Source organism: Anaerobacillus sp. MEB173 (genome assembly GCF_052119505.1).
GTDB lineage: Bacteria > Bacillota > Bacilli > Bacillales > JBJMAU01 > JBJMAU01.
The window spans coordinates 270,226-290,572 of the sequence record NZ_JBJMAU010000005.1; the positions used below are offsets into that span (position 1 = coordinate 270,226).

Annotated in this window: 21 protein-coding genes; 7 read left to right on the forward strand and 14 right to left on the reverse strand. The window is 37.1% G+C overall.

Features of this window, described 5'->3' with window-relative positions:
• Positions 1-9 precede the first annotated feature (9 nt).
• The gene (locus tag ACJ2A9_RS13120; RefSeq protein ID WP_441422192.1) at positions 10-1,215 is read right to left on the reverse strand and encodes an NAD(P)-dependent malic enzyme; all 1,206 of its coding nucleotides are present in this window, start codon (positions 1,213-1,215) and stop codon (positions 10-12) included.
• A 132-nt stretch (positions 1,216-1,347) separates the two neighbouring features.
• Complete coding sequence (gene dnaE / locus ACJ2A9_RS13125; protein ID WP_441422116.1) at positions 1,348-4,725, reverse strand: DNA polymerase III subunit alpha; 3,378 nt, start codon at positions 4,723-4,725, stop codon at positions 1,348-1,350.
• Positions 4,726-4,974: 249 nt separating this feature from the next.
• On the opposite strand from dnaE, the gene ACJ2A9_RS13130 reads away from it, so the two are divergent.
• The 3 genes from ACJ2A9_RS13130 to ACJ2A9_RS13140 all read left to right on the forward strand — a co-directional run bounded on the left by ACJ2A9_RS13130 (position 4,975) and on the right by ACJ2A9_RS13140 (position 6,153).
• On the forward strand, positions 4,975-5,307 hold the full coding sequence (locus tag ACJ2A9_RS13130) for a YtrH family sporulation protein (protein ID WP_441422117.1): 333 nt from the start codon (positions 4,975-4,977) through the stop codon (positions 5,305-5,307).
• Positions 5,307-5,810, forward strand: coding sequence for a sporulation membrane protein YtrI (gene ytrI / locus ACJ2A9_RS13135; RefSeq protein WP_441422118.1), 504 nt, complete (start codon positions 5,307-5,309; stop codon positions 5,808-5,810). Before ACJ2A9_RS13130 ends, ytrI begins: the two co-directional genes overlap by 1 nt.
• A gap of 160 nt (positions 5,811-5,970) precedes the next feature.
• Positions 5,971-6,153: a hypothetical protein gene (locus tag ACJ2A9_RS13140; protein ID WP_441422119.1), complete on the forward strand. Its 183-nt coding sequence runs from the start codon at positions 5,971-5,973 to the stop codon at positions 6,151-6,153.
• 184 nt (positions 6,154-6,337) lie between these two features.
• Here ACJ2A9_RS13140 and ACJ2A9_RS13145 read toward each other — a convergent pair whose 3' ends face one another.
• The gene (locus ACJ2A9_RS13145) at positions 6,338-7,285 is read right to left on the reverse strand and encodes a DHH family phosphoesterase (RefSeq protein ID WP_441422120.1); all 948 of its coding nucleotides are present in this window, start codon (positions 7,283-7,285) and stop codon (positions 6,338-6,340) included.
• A 116-nt stretch (positions 7,286-7,401) separates the two neighbouring features.
• Here ACJ2A9_RS13145 and ACJ2A9_RS13150 point away from each other — a divergent pair, with 116 nt between their 5' ends.
• Positions 7,402-7,698, forward strand: a complete 297-nt coding sequence (locus ACJ2A9_RS13150; protein WP_441422121.1) for a YtpI family protein — start codon at positions 7,402-7,404, stop codon at positions 7,696-7,698.
• Positions 7,699-7,835: 137 nt separating this feature from the next.
• On the opposite strand, the gene ACJ2A9_RS13155 is transcribed toward ACJ2A9_RS13150, so the two are convergent.
• From ACJ2A9_RS13155 to ACJ2A9_RS13175, 5 genes are all read right to left on the reverse strand, one after another.
• Positions 7,836-9,146 (reverse strand): DRTGG domain-containing protein, encoded by a 1,311-nt coding sequence (locus ACJ2A9_RS13155; protein ID WP_441422122.1) that lies wholly within the window; start codon positions 9,144-9,146, stop codon positions 7,836-7,838.
• A 114-nt stretch (positions 9,147-9,260) separates the two neighbouring features.
• Positions 9,261-9,503 (reverse strand): hypothetical protein, encoded by a 243-nt coding sequence (locus tag ACJ2A9_RS13160; RefSeq protein ID WP_441422123.1) that lies wholly within the window; start codon positions 9,501-9,503, stop codon positions 9,261-9,263.
• A gap of 105 nt (positions 9,504-9,608) precedes the next feature.
• Positions 9,609-10,292: a metal-dependent hydrolase gene (locus tag ACJ2A9_RS13165; RefSeq protein ID WP_441422124.1), complete on the reverse strand. Its 684-nt coding sequence runs from the start codon at positions 10,290-10,292 to the stop codon at positions 9,609-9,611.
• 16 nt (positions 10,293-10,308) lie between these two features.
• Positions 10,309-11,229, reverse strand: coding sequence for a YitT family protein (locus ACJ2A9_RS13170; RefSeq protein ID WP_441422125.1), 921 nt, complete (start codon positions 11,227-11,229; stop codon positions 10,309-10,311).
• 127 nt (positions 11,230-11,356) lie between these two features.
• Complete coding sequence (locus ACJ2A9_RS13175; protein ID WP_441422126.1) at positions 11,357-12,025, reverse strand: PspA/IM30 family protein; 669 nt, start codon at positions 12,023-12,025, stop codon at positions 11,357-11,359.
• Positions 12,026-12,347: 322 nt separating this feature from the next.
• Here ACJ2A9_RS13175 and ACJ2A9_RS13180 point away from each other — a divergent pair, with 322 nt between their 5' ends.
• Positions 12,348-13,445: a M24 family metallopeptidase gene (locus ACJ2A9_RS13180; protein WP_441422127.1), complete on the forward strand. Its 1,098-nt coding sequence runs from the start codon at positions 12,348-12,350 to the stop codon at positions 13,443-13,445.
• Between the two features lie 161 nt (positions 13,446-13,606).
• Here ACJ2A9_RS13180 and ald read toward each other — a convergent pair whose 3' ends face one another.
• The 4 genes from ald to ACJ2A9_RS13200 all read right to left on the reverse strand — a co-directional run bounded on the left by ald (position 13,607) and on the right by ACJ2A9_RS13200 (position 16,321).
• Positions 13,607-14,737, reverse strand: a complete 1,131-nt coding sequence (ald, locus tag ACJ2A9_RS13185; RefSeq protein ID WP_441422128.1) for an alanine dehydrogenase — start codon at positions 14,735-14,737, stop codon at positions 13,607-13,609.
• A 14-nt stretch (positions 14,738-14,751) separates the two neighbouring features.
• Positions 14,752-15,162: a hypothetical protein gene (locus ACJ2A9_RS13190; RefSeq protein ID WP_441422129.1), complete on the reverse strand. Its 411-nt coding sequence runs from the start codon at positions 15,160-15,162 to the stop codon at positions 14,752-14,754.
• Positions 15,163-15,209: 47 nt separating this feature from the next.
• Positions 15,210-15,968 (reverse strand): SDR family oxidoreductase, encoded by a 759-nt coding sequence (locus ACJ2A9_RS13195; RefSeq protein ID WP_441422130.1) that lies wholly within the window; start codon positions 15,966-15,968, stop codon positions 15,210-15,212.
• A 209-nt stretch (positions 15,969-16,177) separates the two neighbouring features.
• Entirely contained in the window at positions 16,178-16,321 is a 144-nt protein-coding gene (locus ACJ2A9_RS13200) for a hypothetical protein (protein WP_441422131.1), read from the reverse strand.
• Positions 16,322-16,558: 237 nt separating this feature from the next.
• Here ACJ2A9_RS13200 and ACJ2A9_RS13205 point away from each other — a divergent pair, with 237 nt between their 5' ends.
• Positions 16,559-16,996: a universal stress protein gene (locus ACJ2A9_RS13205; protein ID WP_441422132.1), complete on the forward strand. Its 438-nt coding sequence runs from the start codon at positions 16,559-16,561 to the stop codon at positions 16,994-16,996.
• A 44-nt stretch (positions 16,997-17,040) separates the two neighbouring features.
• Here ACJ2A9_RS13205 and argH read toward each other — a convergent pair whose 3' ends face one another.
• A complete protein-coding gene (argH, locus tag ACJ2A9_RS13210) occupies positions 17,041-18,423 on the reverse strand; it encodes an argininosuccinate lyase (protein ID WP_441422133.1) in 1,383 nt (460 codons plus the stop codon).
• A complete protein-coding gene (locus ACJ2A9_RS13215) occupies positions 18,423-19,628 on the reverse strand; it encodes an argininosuccinate synthase (RefSeq protein ID WP_441422134.1) in 1,206 nt (401 codons plus the stop codon). Before ACJ2A9_RS13215 ends, argH begins: the two co-directional genes overlap by 1 nt.
• A gap of 300 nt (positions 19,629-19,928) precedes the next feature.
• Here ACJ2A9_RS13215 and ACJ2A9_RS13220 point away from each other — a divergent pair, with 300 nt between their 5' ends.
• On the forward strand, positions 19,929-20,246 hold the full coding sequence (locus tag ACJ2A9_RS13220) for a hypothetical protein (protein WP_441422135.1): 318 nt from the start codon (positions 19,929-19,931) through the stop codon (positions 20,244-20,246).
• Positions 20,247-20,347: the final 101 nt, after the last annotated feature.

The window sequence follows — 20,347 nt, forward strand, 5'->3', positions numbered from 1 at the left end:
CATTGTACTTTATTCTTCTATTACTGCTAATCGACGAGTTTTTTCAGCAATCTCCTGAGGATCTACTTTCTTTCTTGCTACACCTGTCTCCATAGCTGCTTTTGCAACCCCTGCTGCAACTGCCGGAGCAACACGAGGATCAAATGGTGCCGGGATAACGTAGTCTGCTGATAACTCCTCTTCAGATACTAGATCAGCAATCGCATATACAGCAGCAATCTTCATCTCTTCATTGATATGAGTCGCATGCGTATCCAGCGCACCACGGAATATACCAGGGAATGCAAGTACATTGTTTACTTGATTCGGAAAATCTGAACGGCCTGTCCCAATTACGCTTACACCTGCAGCTTTTGCGTCTTCTGGCATAATTTCTGGGTCCGGATTCGCCATTGCAAAAATAATTGGATCTGGATTCATTGATTGAATCATTTCTTTTGTTAAGGCACCGGCTACTGATACACCGATAAATACATCAGTGTCCTTAATGACATCTTCTAGAGAGCCTTCAATTTTGTCTCTGTTTGTCATTTTCGCCACTTCGTCTTTGATCGCATTCATTCCATATGGACGACCGTCATAAATCGCACCTTTGGAGTCGCACATAATAATGTCTTTTACACCCATACGGAATAATAATTTAATGATGGCAATTCCAGCAGCACCTGCTCCATTGGCAACTACTTTAATTTCTTTCATTGTTTTTCCGGAAACCTTAAGTGCATTAATCAAGCCGGCAACCGTTACAATTGCAGTACCATGTTGGTCATCATGGAAAACTGGAATGTTCGTTTCTTTCTTTAAACGCTCTTCAATCACAAAACAATTCGGTGCAGCAATATCTTCTAAGTTCACGCCACCAAAAGTCGGTTCCAGTAATTTTACTGTTTCAATGATCTTTTCCACGTCTGTTGTTTTTAGACAAATAGGAAATGCATCAACACCAGCAAATGATTTAAACAACACGGCCTTTCCTTCCATTACAGGAAGAGCTGCTTCGGGACCAATATTCCCTAACCCTAGTACCGCTGTACCATCAGAGACAACAGCAACCATGTTTCCTTTCATTGTATATTCATAAACGTTTTGCTTATCGTCAAAAATTTCTTTACAAGGCTCAGCAACACCAGGTGAATAGGCTAAGCTTAAATCTCTTGCATTTCTTACTTGCACCTTTGATTTTGATTCTAATTTCCCACGATTCACACGATGCATATGTAGAGCTTCTTCTCTAGTTGTAGACAATTAATTCACTCTCCTTATCTAATTAAACAATTTACACCTTAGTGGTCTGACCACCAATTCACTGAATACAATTATATCAGATTCTAGCAAACAGTAAACCTCTTATCTAGCTTTATATACCACATTTTTTTCGCCTAATATCGCCTTAATTTGCGCCAAACACTCTGCTGAGGCGTCGATTCGTAGTTCATCTGCCAACGAGATTGTTTTCTTAGTTTCAGCGATATAGACGATGACTTCAGTTCTTCCAGGATAATTTTTTAAAACCTCTTTAAATTTATTTTTTGTAAAACGATCATGGTGCTTGTCGATTTTTATATAGACACGTTTGTCATAATTTGTAGTTATTTTTATATCTTTCAAGGGCTTTACTTTTTGAACCGCAAAGGCTGTACTATTGTTCGATTGCTGTAAATTTCCTTCAAGCAGCAATGCTTCCCCCTTTACCAAATACTGACGATACGCCTCAAATGTGTTTGGAAATACAGTTACCTCTATATCTCCAGTTTCATCACTTAACGTCATAAAAGCCATATGCTGGCCTTTTTTCGTTTTAATCGTTTTGAGTTGATTGACTAAGCCAACAATCCGGTATTTATTATTTTGCGTTTCATGTAAAAGATGACGAATCACAGTTCGATTCATACTATTAAGGATGTTTTTATATTTAAATATAGGGTGTCCAGAAAGGTATAAACCTAACACATCCCGTTCAAAAGATAACTTTTCTTCTTCTGTAAATGGCGGTACATCGATTAACGGCGGGGATACCAGCTCACCGGTAAACAATTGTGTCTGGCCCTTTTCATGCTGAGATAATTCACCAAATTCAATTGCCGAATCCAACGAAGCTAATAATTGAGCCCGATTTGGATGCATCTTATCAAACGCTCCTGCAACGATCAGCGATTCCAAAGCTCGTCGATTGACAATACGCAATGAAACTCTCTGACAAAAATCAAATAAACTCTCGTAGATTTGATCTTGCCTTTTTTCAATAATTTCGTGAACGGCTTGAATCCCAACATTTTTTATCGCCTTTAAGCTGAATAATATCCCTTTTTCACTGGGGATAAACTCAATAGAGCTTTTATTAATAGAAGGTGGCAGGATCATTATATTGTTACTTTTTGCTTCAGATATATATTGATCTAATTTCGTCTGGTTTCCTATCGAATTGGTTAATAATGCAGACAAAAAACTTACCGGAAAGTTCGCCTTTAAATAGGCTAATTGAAAGGCAATGACACTGTATGCTACCGCATGACTACGGTTAAAGCCATAATCTGCAAAGCGAACGATCAGCTCATACAGTTTCGCGGCAATTTGTTCCCCATACCCTTTCTTTTGGCAGCCAGTGATAAAACGCTGCTTATTCTCTTCTAATATTTCTCTCTTCTTTTTACTTACTGCTCTTCTTAAAAGATCAGCTTCCCCCAATGAAAAACCGGCCATTTTGGCGGCAATTTGCATAATTTGTTCTTGGTAAACAATCACCCCATATGTTTTTTTCAGTATTGTCTCCAGATCAGGATGCAAATAGTTTACTTTTCGTTTCCCATGCTTTCCAGCTATGTATAATGGAATATTTTCCATTGGACCCGGTCGATAAAGAGCATTCACAGCAACGATATCTTCAAACTCTGTCGGCTTAAGTTGTTGCAGTACCTTCCTCATCCCTGATGATTCAAGTTGAAAGACACCTGTTGTATCGCCATGACTAAGCAGCTGAAATGTTTTCTCGTCATCAAAAGGGATACGGTTTACATTAATTTTTTTGTGATCGCGCTTTTCAATCAGAGTCACAATCTCTTCAATCAATGATAAGTTTCTTAAACCGAGGAAATCCATTTTTAACAACCCGATTTCCTCTAAGATATCCATCGAAAATTGAGTTAACGGAATGTTGCCATGCCCTTCCTGAAGCGGGACGATATCCGTTAATTGTTGATCACTAATGACAATCCCTGCAGCATGTGTGGATGTATGCCTCGGTAAGCCTTCTACCTGTTGTGCAAGTGAAAAAAGTAAATGAGCTTGCTCTGATTTTGCTAGTTGCTCTCGTAATCTTGGGGTTTCGGCAAGGATTTGCTTTAATGTGATCCCAGGTCGTGAAGGCATCATTTTGGCAATCGAATCGATCGTCGTTTGTTCGATCCCAATTACCTTTCCAATGTCCCGAATCGCTGCTTTTGCCGCCAAAGTTCCAAAAGTAATAATTTGGGCAACGTGTGCGGATCCATACTTCTGCATGACATATTGAATGACTTCTTCCCGGCGTGTATCAGGGAAATCAATATCAATATCTGGCATCGTCACTCTTTCAGGATTTAAAAACCTCTCAAACAATAATTGATGTTCTATTGGGTCAACGTTTGTAATTTTTAATAGATACGCTACGAGTGATCCTGCCGCTGAGCCCCTGCCTGGACCAGTAATGATTTGGTTACGATGTGCGTAATCCATAAAGTCCCACACAATAAGAAAATAGTCATTAAAATTCATCCCATCAATAACTTTTAATTCATAGTTCAATCGAGCAACAATTTCCTCTGACACTACCTCATATCGTTCTTTTAATCCTTTTTCGCATAACTCTCTTAAATATTGTCCGGCACTTTGATTGGCAACCGGATACTTAGGGAGGAATTTCCCACCTAACTCAATTTCTACGTGACATTGATCAGAGAGACGACTTGTATTATCTATTGCATCTTGAATCATATGAAAATGACGATTAATTTCTTCTCCCGACATGAAATGTCTGCCGATGAGAGTAGGATCAATGTCATTAATGTCAATAACATGACCTTCTTTAATCGCATGTAAGCAATAAAGTGCGGCTGCTTCGTTCTCATCTACATAATACACTTGATTTGAAGCGATTAAATCAATGTCTACTTTCCTTGAAAAAGAGATAACTTTTTTAAATAAATGTGGTTCCCTATAGCTAGGTTGAATTTCTAAAAAGAAGTGATTATCTCCAAACATCTTCCTATAATTCGCAGTTACTTCCTCCGCCTTCCCGACATTACCACTCTGTAAATGCTGTCCAATCTCTCCTGTAGCAAAGGGTGATATTGCAAATAAACCTTCACTATACTGACGAAGGTTTTCCTTCAGGACGATCGGTTGATTTGAATAACCCTGGCTTTGAGCAAGGCTTGAGAGCTTCAATAGATTATTGTAGCCTCTCTGATTTTCCGCTAACAAAACTAGTGAAGAAAAGGTTTCAAACTTTTTCTTTCTAACACTTTCATCGAAGAAATCTGCCACATTCAATTCCATACCTATAATCGGTTTAATCCCATTTTTCTTACACTCTTTGTAAAAAGGAATAACACCATACATTACATTGACATCAGTTATTGCCAAAGCTTGAAAACCACTTGATTTGGCTTTTTGAACAAGCTGCTCAATTCGGCATGACCCATTCAACAAGCTATATTCTGTATATACATGCAAATGGACAAAACCCATTGACACTTCCCCCCGTAAAATCTAATTAATAATTAATAATTTATAATTTTTTTACATTTTTCACAGATGAAACGAACCTCTTAAAGTCAAAGGATTTATTTAGATACTAGCTTCTACTTTGAATCCACCTTCACCAATTCTAAATTATAAATTATTCATTATTAATTAAAATATCCTGTTTACAAAACAAGCATATCAAAAATGCTTGCGAATAGATATAGAAGTAGGACAATGAAAGGGTGATCCACCATGAATCGAGAAGTACTAGCAACATTAATTACTAACTACTTTGTTGCGTTTGGTGTTGTCATGGGAGGGGCAATTGTAGGTGGAATCGGGGCATTTTTAATTGGCAAGCCTCCACTGCACACAATATATGAGCTATCCAACAGTTTAAAGATATGGGCTCTTGTTGCTGCCATTGGCGGTACATTTGATGCAATTACAAGCCTTGAAAGAGGTATACTGAACGGTCTACATGGTGACCTTTTTAAAACGCTGTTAATGATCTTTGCTGCAATGAGTGGAGCCCATACAGGCACGTCATTAATAACATGGTTAACTCAGGAGCATTTAAATTAATGAGAGTTCCTCCATACTATCAACGACCTGGATGGCAACGTTTTTTTGCTGGAGTCGTGATTGGAATGCTTATCGGTTGGTTATTTTTTCTTTATAATTTCGGAACCGTTCATGAAAAGTTAATCAATCAAATTAAAATGCAACAGCTTGAAATTGATGAGTTAAATCGTGATATTGAAATCCTGCTCAGCGATAAAGAGAAACTAAATAAAGAAAATCAAAAGAAACTGACAATCCAAAAAATAGATGTCTCTTTCACCAATGAAAAACAGCTAAAACTTAACGAATTAACATTGTACGAGCTAAGAAAGCTTGCCGAAGACGAATTAAGCTTTCTTATCAATAATGATATAGAAAGTGCCAGTAAAACAAAAGAAGCCATGATACGAACGATAGAAAACAAAACTTTTATTATCGGAGATCATCACTATCAATTAAAGGTTGAGCAATTGTACTTGTTTACAACGTTAGAATTATATATGAAAATTAAAAAAGTAAGTTGAATTAGCAATATAGAAATGTTGATATTCTTTGAATTTTCGTCAAAAAAAACCTCAATATTAGGATTTTGCATTATAATATAGATAACAAGAATGATGAATTGACTATCCTATTATCTATAGTGTCTTAATAAGTATTTCCTAATTACCGGGGGTGGAATTGATGATTATAAATAAAAAGGAATTGGCAAGAGCAAAAGTTGAAAAAATAAAAGCCGGATACTCAGCCTATGCGGAAACAAAAGAAGTAACTGAATTAGTAAAAAAAGAACTGGCAAAGCTAGGGATCGAAGTGCACATCGACCAAACTGAGCTAGGCTCTTGGTTTATACCGGTGAAAAAATAGTTGAGAGTTTAGAATGTAGAGTTTAGATTTATAACTGAGTATTACTTCGAAGTCCAAACAAAAATGCTTAAAATTAAAGGATCAACCTAAAAACTTAGGTGATCCTTTTTACTTAATATTAAACAATCTTCCTAAGCTTTTACCCACAAACAACTCTAAACTCTAAACTCTAAACTTTAAACTCTCAACTCCAGTTTGAACACACTTCCTCAAGTAATTCCACAACCTTTGTTGTGTCTTCCCAGGCTGTAACGGAGGCTCCTGCTGCTAGTGGATGTCCTCCACCGCCGAATTGAGCGGCAATTTGATTAATTTGTGGACCTTTTGAACGGAGCCGAACACGAATTAGTTCACCATCAGCTTCCTCTACAAAAAATACCCACGCCGTTAATCCTTCAACATTTGAAAATGTATTAACAAGCTGTGAGGCTTCGCTTGTTGATACATGAAACTCCTCAAGTAATTCCTTCGGTAAGTTCATAATCCCGACACCAGCATCAGTGACTTGGAACTTTTGCAAAATATAGCCTTCAAAGCGAGCGACTTTTAGATTTTTTTTGTATAACTGTTCATATAATTCTGTTCGCGAAAAACCAACCTTCACCAGTTCACTCGTAAAACGAAATGTATGCTCAGTTGTGTTTGGAAAGCGGAAGCGACCTGTATCACCGACGATACCAGCATAGAGTAATCGAGCTGCCTTTTGATTTAAAACAAAGCCGGAATTTTTGCCAGCCTCATGCAATTGACAAATCATCTCTGAAACAGAACTTGCACTCGTGTCGACCCAAATGAGATCACCGTACGGGTCTTCGTTTGGATGATGATCAATCTTAATAATGAAATTGCCCATGCTGTACCGCTCATCACTAATTCGTTCAACATTCGCTGTATCACAAATAATGACTAATGCACCTTGATACATATCATCTGAAATAGTGTCCATTTCTTCTAAAAATGTTAAAGATTGTTCTTCTTCACCAACAATGTATACTTGTTTGTCGGGAAAACTCGCTTTAATCATCTCAGCCAAACCCGCTTGTGATCCAATCGCATCAGGATCTGGACGGACATGGCGGTGAATAATAATCGTATTAAATTCCTTTATTTTTTCGATAATTTTTGTTTTCATTCAAATCTTCCCCTTCGTTAAATAATTACCATTTTCAATAGCTATAGCTTTTCCTACCAAGAAACGATACAATAAATGTGAAATAGGGTATGTAGATAGGAGGATCATAAAGAGCGATGTTTTTTACAATCTTTGTAGTTTTTTCCATTGTATTCTTCCTTTATTTTAAAGTAAAGTTTTGGCGTTCAAATGCGCCAATGGAGAAGAAATGGATTCAGACAAAAGCGAATATTGCTTTAGGTGTGTTTCTGGTTTCATTTGGACTTAATCAAATCATTTATACTGGAACATGGGTAGCAATAACAGTCGGAATCGTATTTTCTCTGCTTGGTATTGCTAATATTGTCCTTGGCTATAGAGCTTATCAGCACTTTTTACCATTGGTAATTGAAGAAAGCCGTCAATCAAAGTAAGTAATAAGGGGATGTCTCATAAGTGACAGCTCTCCTCGAATGTTTACAAAATATAGGAGTTACATCAATGATCAACTTCTATATTATGTCGTCGAGGCGACTGTTACTTGCTATGAGACATCCCCTTTTTTCATACGTTACCGATCGATTAATTGGGCCATCATTAATGCTTTACCAACAATATTTCCTTCATGGAAGATTTCAACATCAACTTTACCGAATTTTCTCCCAATCTCTAATACTTTTGGATGAATATCAATTTTACTTTCTATTTGGACTGGTTTAATAAAGTAAATTGTAATGTTTTCTACTACAAGATCGCCCTTTTTATACTGACGAAGCACCCTGCTTCCTGCTTCAGTTACGAGCGTAGTAAGAACACCATATGAAATCGTTCCTAACTGGTTTGTCATCTGTGGAGTCACTTCACAGATGTACGAAGGCTCCGAGCCGCTTGTCACTTCTTTAAAACGACTTGTAATGATATCATCAATTGTTTCCCCTACATGCGGTTGTCGTTGAATCATTTGCAATGCTTTTAGGACATCCTGACGGCTAATAATTCCTAACAGTTTACGCTGCTGATCAACAACCGGCAACAATTCAATCCCTTCCCATACCATCATATGAGCGGAAGCAGCAACTGAAGTTCGCTCATTTACTGTAATCGGATTACGCGTCATTACTTTTTCAATTGGAGTCATACGATTGGCTCCCATAACGTCTTTTGATGTGACGACCCCTTGTATTTTCATATTTTCATCGATTACAGGATAACGACTATGACCTGTTTTATCATTTAACTCATACCATTTTTCAACAGTGTTTGATGTCGTCATATAAAATGTATCCTGTAACGGAATTAAGATATCATCAACAAGAGCAATCTCTTTTTTAATAAGCTGGTCATAGATTGCCCGGTTAATCATAGCCGCTACTGTAAACGTATCGTAGCTTGTAGAAATAATTGGCAGCTCTAATTCATCAGCTAATTGTTTAACCTCATCGTTCGTATCAAATCCACCAGTAATTAGTACAGCTGATCCCGCTTCCAGCGCCAGTTTATGAACGAGATCACGGTTTCCGACAATTAATAGATTGCCAGCTTCAACGTAGCGCATCATTGCCTCTTGCCTCATGGCACCAATGACAAATTTATTTAACGTTTTATGCAAACCGTTTCGTCCGCCTAAAACATGTCCATCAACAATATTAACCACTTCAGCAAATGTTAACTTTTCGATGTTATCTTTTTGTTTCTTTTCAATACGAATCGTTCCAACACGTTCAATTGTACTTACTAATCCTTGGTTTTCAGCTTCTTTAATGGCACGATAGGCAGTTCCTTCACTGACTGTTAATGCTTTAGCTATTTGCCTAACTGAAATTTTGTGTCCAATTTCCAGAGATGTAATATATTCTAAGATTTGTTCATGTTTTGTTGCCAAGCCTCATCACCATACTTTCACTCGTTTTGGCTGTATTTCTTCGATTTGCCAAAACTGTATTATAAACTGTACTACTATTTTATTATACAGGTGAAAGTAACTAACAGCAATGACTTATAGTCCATATTGGCGTTTTTGTTGATCAGTATTCTTCACTTTCTTCTGTGGACGACGGCTTCTTTGTTTCTTTTTTCCATATAACATTCCTATTAAATTGCCACTAACAACACAGAAAGCAAAAAATAACCATAAACTTGAAAATAGAACAGTTGCCATTCCATCAAATGACAACCGTGGCAGTGCATAATAAATAAGTGCTAACCCTAGAAGCAGACATAAAAAAAGACGTTGTTTCATTACTGGCATCCCCCTTATTCAGAATCAATGTACTTGTCTATACATTATTGTATGAGGAAAAACATAAAAAAGACGTGTATTTACAAATACACGTCCACTAACGATTTAAATGTCTAATGATTCTCCGGAAGCTAACGTAACCCCTTGACCATTCTTTAACTTTGCTGCAAATTGTTCTGGGCTTTGTTCAATAACAGGAAACGTATTGTAGTGAATTGGAACGACTTTTTTTGCTTTCAGCCATTCTGCTGCAATGGCTGCATCCTCTGGACCCATAGTAAAATTATCACCAATCGGTAAAAAAGCTACATCAATCTCGTTTAATTCACCAATTAACTTCATATCAGAGAATAATGCTGTATCACCAGCATGGTAAATTGTTTTCCCTTCTGCCGTGAACAAAATACCACTTGGCATACCTGTATAAACAATTGTTTGCTTTTCTTCATCTATCGCACTTGAGCCGTGGAATGCTTGTGTTAACTTTACTTTTCCGAATTCAAACGTATGTGATCCGCCAATATGCATCGGATGGACGTTCACTCCTTGCCAGCCTAAATATGTAGCTAACTCAAACGGTGCAACGACGAGTGCATCATTATCTTTTGCTAATTGTACTGTATCACCAACATGATCATTATGACCATGAGTAAGTAGAATAACATCAACTTTTACATCTTTTGCATTAAGCTGACATTGACCATTACCTGTTAAAAACGGATCGATTAAAATCTTTGTTCCATTCGTTTCAATTGCCACAACGGAGTGTCCATGATATGTAAGTTTCATTTTCAAATCGCTCCTTTTACTTTGTTTTTTTCCTCTTCACTTTTCTACGCGGTTTTGCACTTGAATTCCTGCTGCTTTCATCATTTTTTTCTGCACTTAATAGAATTGGTGACGATTTTTTGATTCCGGCAGTTTCTGCTACAAATGATGCTTCCAAAACAGCACTTGGATCAATCGATAGAACCACCTCTTTTAATTTCGGGTAGATAAAGCGATTCGTAATACAGTAAATAATTTTGCGTTTTTCCCCGGAGTATCCACCTTCACCGTATAAGTATGTAATTTGTACATCAAGCTCTCTTAATAGAACTTCGCCTACTTTATCAGGCTGCTCCGAAATAATTGTAACCGATTTTCCTTGATTTAAACCGTCAAGCACAAAATCAATTGTTTTTGAAACAAGATAAAATACAGCAAAACTAAACATTGCTTTTTCTAAAGAATAGACAAATGCCGCTCCAGTCAGAATTACGGCATTGATTGCTAATAAAAACGAACTGATCGGAATGTGATACCGTTTATTCACCCACATCGCAATCATTTCCGTTCCGTCAATCGCTCCTCCTGCCTTGACAACTAAACCAATACCTAAGCCGAGAATCAAACCACCATATAGGACAATGAGCACTTCAGATGATGTGATCGCCGGCATCGGAGCTAATAGATAGAGCGCAATACTTGTCACCACGTTTGCATAGATAGTTCGAAAAATGAATCGTTTCCCCATTAAGTTAGCCGCAAACAAGAGCGTCGGTAAATTTAATAATACAAAAACAACATAAATCGGTACACCCCAGATCGAATTACTCATAATGGCTAATGCTGTAACCCCGCCATCGACTAAATCATTTGGTGCCAAAATCAATTCAAGCCCGACCGCTACAATAATCGAGCCTATCGTCAGTGCTACGTAATTCAGAAATATCTTAAGTTTCATAGACACTCTCCAAGTTTGTTAAATTGTCCTATATTTCTTTTGTGTTTATTATTTTATCATAAAATGTAATTTCTGACTTATTTGCGAACTTTACCAACAAAGAAATGGAACAAAAAAAAGGAAAGATTTACTCTTTCCCTAATTTGCGCTTCAATTGTTCTAATTCGTTTTCAACTTCTTGATTCCCATGTAATGAAGCAAGTTCTTCATCTAAACTTTTTGATACATGTAAATCAGAAGTTGTTTCTGCCTCTGCTTCATATTGGAGAATTTTTTCTTCCATTCTTTCAAAACCTTGTTTCGTATGATCACTACCAATTGCCGACATCGAACGATTCATTTTTGTTTTCATCTTTGCTGTTTCCGCTCTGACTTTCAAGGAATCTTTCTTAATCTTCATCGAATGATATTCTTCTTTCATTTCTTTTAACTTTTGCTGAAGATCTTCAACATCGGTTTTTGCCACTTGATACAACTCATCTAATGTTTCAAAATTCACTTGTAGTTTTTGTTTGTCTTCAATGACACGCCGTGCCAAATCTTCATTACCTGCTTCGAGTGCTTGGATTGCCTGATGTTCACGTTTGGAAATTGAATTTCTTGCGTCATCCACTTTCTTCTCGAGCATTTTGCAATTCGCCATTTGTCTGGCAACTGTCGCTTCAGCCTCCGCTAAATCCTTCTCCATATCGCGCAACATTTGATCTAACATCTTTACAGGATTCTCAGCTTTATTTAAAAGGGCATTTAACTCAGAACTCATCACCGTTTTCACACGACCAAAAAACTTAAACATCAACATCTCCTCCATTCGTTTTCATTTAGTATACGTAATAAACTAACCCCACAATAATCTATACGGATAAAAGTGGGGAAAAGATTCAAAAAAGCAATGTAAAGTTTAGAGTGTAGAGTTTAGAGTTTAGAGTTGTTGTAAGAACTTTCTTCGCAGTCTTAAAAAGCAACCTGAATTACTCTCACCAATTCTAAATTCTAAATTCTACATTATTAATTATTAATTATTAATTAACTCTAAACTCTACACTCCCCCCTCTCTTGTTAACGGTGAGTTCTTTTGCTAATGTTAGGTTATCTATGAGAGAAAAGGGGTGTATTGGATGAACAGACGAATTCATGAACTTTCTTCATGGTTAAAAGAACAACAACATTCATTTGCTTTGATCACTTCAACAGCGAATGTCTTTTACTTATCTGGTTTTTATTGTGAACCACATGAGCGTTTATTAGGTACGGTTGTTTTTCCTGATGGTGAGGCTTTTTTAATTTGTCCGAACATGGAGGTCGCCCAAGCTCGTTCAACAGGATGGCAAGGTGTTGTTATTGGCTATAGCGATTCTGACGACCCTTGGGGGCTTTTACAACAGGAAATACAGAAACGCACAATTGCGTTTGACCAAGTTGCTATTGAGAAGGAGCACCTAACATACTACCGTGCCGAGTTGCTGCAAAACTCCTTTCCCGGGGCAGTATTTCAATCCGTCGAAACGAAATTGCATACGATGCGAATGCTGAAAGATGATAGCGAGTTATCTATACTGCGTGAGGCTGCTGAATACGCCGATTTTGGTGTTGAGATAGGAATTAACGCCATTAAAAAGGGCAAGTCAGAACTCGAAATTTTAGCAACAATTGAATTCGAACTTAAGAAAAAAGGAATCAATAAAATGTCCTTTTCAACGATGGTGCTAAGTGGTGAAAAGTCAGCTGACCCTCATGGTCATCCGGGACTAAAAGAGCTTCAATCCGGAGATTTTGTTTTATTTGACCTCGGTGTAGTCATTAACGGCTATTGTTCTGATATTACAAGAACCGTCATTATCGACGAAGCAAAAGAAGAACAACAAAGGATTTATCAAACCGTACTACAGGCACAAGAAGCTGCACTTTCCGTCAGTAAACCAAACACACGGGCAGGCGATATCGATAAAACAGCTCGTACGATCATCGAACAAGCGGGTTACGGTGCCCATTTTCCACACCGCATTGGTCATGGTTTAGGCATTGATGTTCATGAATATCCGTCCATGAGTGAAAATAACGATACACTCCTCCAAAAAGGAATGGTGTTTACGATAGAACCTGGAATCTATGTTCCAAACGTTGGCGGCGTACGTATTGAGGATGATGTGTTAGTCACAGACAACGGTCACGAATGCCTTACGAACTACCCGAAAGAAATGCAAATCATAAAATAATTAATAATTTATAATTTATAATTTATAATTATTGTAGTAGTACCACATAGAAGACTCTTTTGAAAAACACTCAATAAATCATTAAAAGGGAGATTGACGTGTCAAAACGTCATTCTCCCTTTGTTTTCAATTATTAATTATTCATTATTAATTATACATTATTAATTGCTTTTCTGTAATTCCAACAAATTCACGACATCTGCGTATTCTAGATTGTGGATGTCTGCGACAGCTTGATACGTACAATATCCGCTTAAGGTGTTAATTCCCTTAGCTAATGCCGAGTTATCTAAGCATGCTTTTACATAGCCACGGTTAGCAATTTGCAGGGCATATGGAATTGTTACATTTGTTAAAGCAATAGTTGAAGTGCGTGGAACAGCTCCAGGCATATTTGCTACAGCATAATGAACGACACCATGCTTTTCATACGTCGGGTTACTATGTGTTGTAATTCGATCGGTCGTTTCGAATATTCCACCTTGGTCAATCGCAACATCTACAATGACGGATCCAGGTTGCATTGCTTTGACCATCTCTTCTGTAACCAGACGTGGTGCCTTTGCCCCTGGGATTAATACAGCACCAATGACAAGATCAGATTCCATCACAGCTTCAGCAATATTGAGCGGGTTAGACATAATTGTGTTGACTTCGTTCCCAAAGATATCATCTATTTGTCGCAGGCGCTCCGGATTTAAGTCAATAATGGTTACATCTGCACCTAGGCCGATAGCAATCTTTGCAGCATTTGTTCCCACAACACCTGCACCGATAACCGTCACTTTCCCTCTCTTCACGCCTGGCACACCAGATAAAAGAACACCTTTGCCCCCTTTTGGCTTTTCTAGAAATTGCGCACCAATTTGAGCGGCCATTCTTCCAGCAACTTCACTCATTGGTGTCAGTAGAGGAAGAGAACCATTTGGAAGTTGAACGGTTTCATAGGCAATTCCAACAACTTTTTTATCAATTAAAGCCTTCGTTAATTCTGGCTCCGGCGCTAGGTGGAGGTACGTAAATAAAATGAGCCCCTCATAAAAATAATCATATTCATCCGGCAATGGTTCCTTTACTTTCATCACCATCTCCATGGACCATGCTTCACGAGCTGTTTCAACGATGATCGCCCCAGCATCTTTATACTGTTCATCCGTAAACCCAGACCCAATGCCAGCTCCTTTTTGAATATGTACTTCGTGCCCATGGTTCACCAAAGTAACAACGCCAGCCGGCGTCATCGCCACACGATTTTCATTATTTTTTATTTCTGTTGGCACTCCGATTTTCACACGGTTCACCTCACTTACTTTTCTCTTTGATCGTTTTCCCAAACCCACGTATACAATTGGCTCTCACCATTCATCCAACGAACATCCAAACGTTCGATTGTTTCAAAGCCATTCTTCTTTAATGAATCGACCATCTCCTCAACTGTTGCTTTCTCAGAAATGTTTAATAGTTTCATCATTTTCTCTACTTCTGTTTTTGCTTTCTCATTTTTAATAACGGTTTCGCCTGTTTCATACTCATACTTGGAAGGGCTATGATATTCCCATTCGTGTTCAACACCTTTATCAATAACCGTAATTTTCACTGAAAAACTTTGCATTAAAGATGCTTCAGTGACTGGCTGTGGCATGACAACTGATAAAAACATGGCTATAAAAGCAATAAAAACATATCCAATTTTGTTTTTGTTCATTATTTTGCTCATACTTTTCACCTCATTATTAAGATGTGGTAAAAAGTGGTTTTTTATACTTACCGATATCGATGAATCACATCGACTCCACCTGTCACTTCAATTACAGTGCCTGTGATCATATCTGATTGATCCTCACACAAAAAAGCAATCGTTCTCGCAATATCCTCTCCCGTTCCCGAACGGCCGATTGGTGTTGAATGATCGATCTTTTGTCTTGATTCTTCGATTGTCGCTTCCTTCATATCACCAATAATATTTCCTGGACAAACCATGTTTGCGGTAATCCCATATTCCGCTTCTTCAATTGCAATTGTTTTTATCAAGGACAAGAGCCCAACTTTTGCCGCTCCATAAGCGGAGCGATATATCCAGCCGGGTGCTCCCCCCGCTCCTTGAAACCCATACGTAATAATTCGGCCAAACTTTTGCTTTCTCATAATTGGGATCGTTTTTTTGACCATATGAAAAACAGCACTCAGATTACCTTCTATCATTTCATACCATTCATCATCTTCATAATCGATTAATTTTTTCCGTTCAAAAATGTATGGGCCAGCATTATTAATTAATAAATCAATTCGACCGAACCTTTCATAAGCTTCATCAATAAGACGGTATATATCCTCTTTCTTTGTTACATCCCCTTGTACAAAATGCACGCGTGCTTCATCAAAGATCATATCCTCTTTGAACCTCTTAACTGCTTCATAATCGCTTCGATAATTTACAGTAACGGAATAACCTTGTTCTAGTAGTTTCTCCGTGACCTTCTTGCCTAATCCTTTTGTTCCAGCAGTTATTAAAGCATGACGCATCCGATTTCCCCCAATCCCTGGCTAATCTGTAATGAACATTTTCATGAGCTCATCGTTCTATATTTAATTATTCTTTAGTCAATAAAATCATACTATTATTAGAAAAAATAGTAAAAGAAAACCGCTTTCTAACTATGTTGTACTTAGTATACCCAACGGCCAAACCAAAAAGAACCATTAAAGACACGCTCTAATGATTCTCAGCTTGCTTATTGCTCATTATTTTGTTCGTTTTCTTTCTTTTCCGATGTAAGTTCGGCAGCACCATTATAATAAGAATTCATCACTTGTTGATATACGATCATTTCTCCATCTTGATCATATTCGAAATCGTTGAATGGTTTTTCCTTCATAATTCTACCTCCTTTCTTTCCATTAATGACCATCTGCAAAACCTTTTTGCAATAGTAATATGGCGAAATTCTTCTTTAACTTTCGTTTGTTTACTCCATTTTATTCGACTTTTATTATGCACTAAAATTATTCATGAAACGTTCACACTAAGACCTTTTGTTCACATAATTTACAAAAAATTCATGCTATAATGAATTTGTAGTAGATGATTGCTATATTAAGGAGGAATGATTCCTATGTCAAAAAACTATCAAACTATATTAGTCGCTATAGACGGTTCAGATGAGTCTAAAAAAGCATTTGCAAAAGCAATTGATATAGCTAAAAAAGATGAAGCAAAATTAATTATTACACACGTTATTGATACTAGATCATTTGCGACTGTTGAGCATTATGATCGTACAATTATTACCCGTGCTGAACAATATGGGAAAGAAATGTTGGAAGAGTGTAAAGTACAAGCTGAAAAAGCAGGTGTTCCTAACGTTTCAATTGTATTGGAATTTGGGGCACCAAAAGTGAAAATTCCTAAAGATATTGTTCAAAAATATGAAGTTGATTTAGTTGTCTCAGGTGCAACTGGGTTAAATGCTGTCGAACGATTCTTCATCGGCAGCGTATCTGAAGCGATTACACGTCATTCAAAATGTGATGTATTAATCGTCCGTTCATAAACCAAAAATGCTTCTCATACGAAAAAAACTTTAACGGAAATCCGTTAAAGTTTTTTTTCGTTTATTTTTTGCTCAGCGATTTCCAATGCTTTTTTGACTTGTTCAAAACCAGTCCCACCTGCACTATTTCGACGAGCAACTACAGTTTTTGGTTGAAGAACATCATAGATATTCTCTTCAAATAATTCACTTGCTTCCTTATAATCTGCAAATGGAAGGTCAAGTAAGAAAATACCTTTCTGAATACAATGTAGCACAAGTTTACCGACAACTTCATGTGCCTCTCTAAATGGCATCCCTTTACTAGCTAAATAATCGGCTAGCTCAGTCGCATTCGAGAAGTCAGAGTTTGTTGCCTTTTCCATGTTCTCTGTTTTCACAGTCATCGTTTCAATCATCCCAGCAAAAATCTTAAGCGATCCTTTTACTGTTTCAACCGTATCAAACATACCCTCTTTATCTTCTTGCATATCTTTATTATAAGCAAGCGGTAATCCCTTAAGAATCGTTAACAGCGAGAATAAACTTCCGTATACTCGTCCTGTTTTCCCACGGATTAATTCGGCCATGTCTGGATTTTTCTTTTGCGGCATAATGCTGCTTCCAGTCGCAAATGTATCATCCATTTCAACAAAATTGAATTCCTGAGAAGACCATAGGATAATTTCTTCACATAAACGTGAAAGATGCATCATTAGCATTGATGAAGCACTTAAAAACTCAATAATAAAGTCACGGTCACTTACTGCATCAAGACTATTTTCATAGATGCCGTCAAAACCTAAAAGTTCTGCACTATAATGACGGTCAATTGGGAAAGTCGTTCCCGCCAATGCTCCTGCTCCCAGTGGTGAAATATTGACCCTTTTCAAGCTGTCTTCATAACGTCCATAATCACGTTCAAGCATCCAGAAATAAGCCATTAAATGATGGGCAAATGAAACCGGCTGCGCACGTTGTAAATGTGTGTAACCAGGAATTAGTGTTTCAACATGCTGATTTGCTTGAGTAAGTAATGCCTGCTGAAGCCCCTTAACCCCATCAAGAATTTCTTTGATTTGATTTCGTAAATATAAGTGCATATCTGTTGCCACTTGATCATTACGGCTGCGACCTGTATGTAGCTTTCCACCGACTGGTCCAATCTCATCGATAAGAAACTTCTCAACATTTAGATGAATGTCTTCATTATGAACAGAGAATTCCAACTCATCATTTTGTGCTTTCTTTAAAATGACGTTTAAGCCATTAGTTATTTTTTCAACTTCTTCTTCTTGTAAAATGCCGCATTTTCCCAGCATTTTTACGTGTGCTAAGCTTCCTTGAATATCTTCTTCCACTAAGTTTTTATCAAAATGGATTGATGCACCAAATGCATCAACCCATTCTTCAGCGCTTTTTGTAAAGCGCCCGCCCCAAAGCTTCATTAAAGTTTGACTCCCTTCTTATTTACCATACTGTGAACTTTTGTTGGAAGTCCCCATAGAGAAATAAATCCAACAGCTGCTGCATGGTCAAACTCATCGTGTTTTGAGTATGTTGCCAGCTTCTCATCATATAATGAGTATTCTGATTTTCTGCCTTCAATAATTGCATGACCTTTAAAGAGTTTCACACGTACAACACCAGTTACTGATTTTTGTGTTTCTTCTAAGAAAGCAAGTAACGCTGGTTGTAATGGCGAGAACCATAGTCCATTATAAATAATTTCGGTTAATTTCATTGAAATAACTGGTTTAAAGTGAGCAACTTCTTTTGGTAACGTCAAATCTTCTAATTCTTTATGTGCTTTAATTAATGTCATTGCTGCTGGACACTCGTATACTTCACGAGACTTAATACCTACTAATCTGTTTTCAACATGATCAATACGTCCAACGCCATGTTTGCCGGCAATTTCATTTAACGTTAAAATTAATTGATCTAATTGATAGTGTTCCCCATTTAATGAAACTGGTACACCTTTTTCAAAACCAATTTCAATAATTTCTGGCGTATCTGGAGTTTCCTCTAACGGCTTAGTCATTGCATATGCACCTTCAGGCGGTGTTGCCCAAGGGTCTTCAAGAATTCCACACTCATTTGCACGTCCCCAAAGGTTTGCATCAATTGAATAAGGGTTGTCTAAATCAATTGGAATTGGAATATCATGTTTCTTGGCATATTCAATCTCTTCGTCTCTTGACCATTGCCATTCACGAACAGGTGCAAACACCTTTAAATCGGGATTTAATGCTTGAATTGATACTTCAAAACGAACTTGGTCATTTCCTTTACCAGTACAACCGTGTGCGATTCCCACTGCTCCAACCTGCTCTGCAATTTCAACTAGTTTCTTAGAGATTAAAGGACGGGATAATGCAGAAACTAACGGATATTTATCTTCATACATTGCGTGAGCTTGTAATACTGGCAATACATATCCTTCAGCAAATTCTTTCTTTGCGTCAATTGTATATGATTCAACTGCTCCTACTTTAAGAGCTTTTTCTTTTACGAAATCAAGATCTTTCCCTTCTCCTACATCTAATCCAACCGCAATCACATCATATCCTTGCTCTTGAAGCCATTTAATTGCAACTGAAGTGTCTAATCCACCAGAATATGCTAATACAATCTTTTCCTTACTCATTGTTACTTTCCCTCCATATATGAATATACATACTCATTTAATTATTTTTATACATTGCTTTTCGAAAAAATAAGCGGTCTTTTTATACCTGCTTAAGTAGTTGCTTTATTAATATCATTACTTTAACAACTATCGTATAAATTTGCAATACTTATTCATAAAAAAGTATAAAAATAAATTCAATCCTAAAAGTTAGTTTAAAGATTGATGATTTTTACTATAGTTCTAGATTTATTATTAAAAAGTTGTTACAATTTTATGAACTATTGTGTACAATATTATAAGAACGGAGGTGTCAAGATGAGATATGATTTTGTTTTTGATAAACGATTAGGTATTTCAATTCCGTTACTTGGCCATGATTGGGATGCATACGATGACGGCACCCAAGCAGATATCCTATTACAATGGGAAATCATTCGAGGACGAATTCCTGATCGAATTGCTGAATTAGAGTTTGAAATTAATAGAAAGCAGTCACAATTAAATAGAGAAGAGAATTTTATTCGCTCTTGTATATTAAACGATGAAATCTCTGAATTAGCCTCAACAATCAATGATTTATGGATTTGGTACCGCATGAATCAACATTTAGAACCGGAAATTGTACATCAGTAATACAATTTAGAATTAAAAATGTAGAATTTAGAATTGTTGTATGTGTTTCAAAGAGGCAATAGATAAAAATCATAAAAACAAACAGGCAGTCGTTGCCTGTT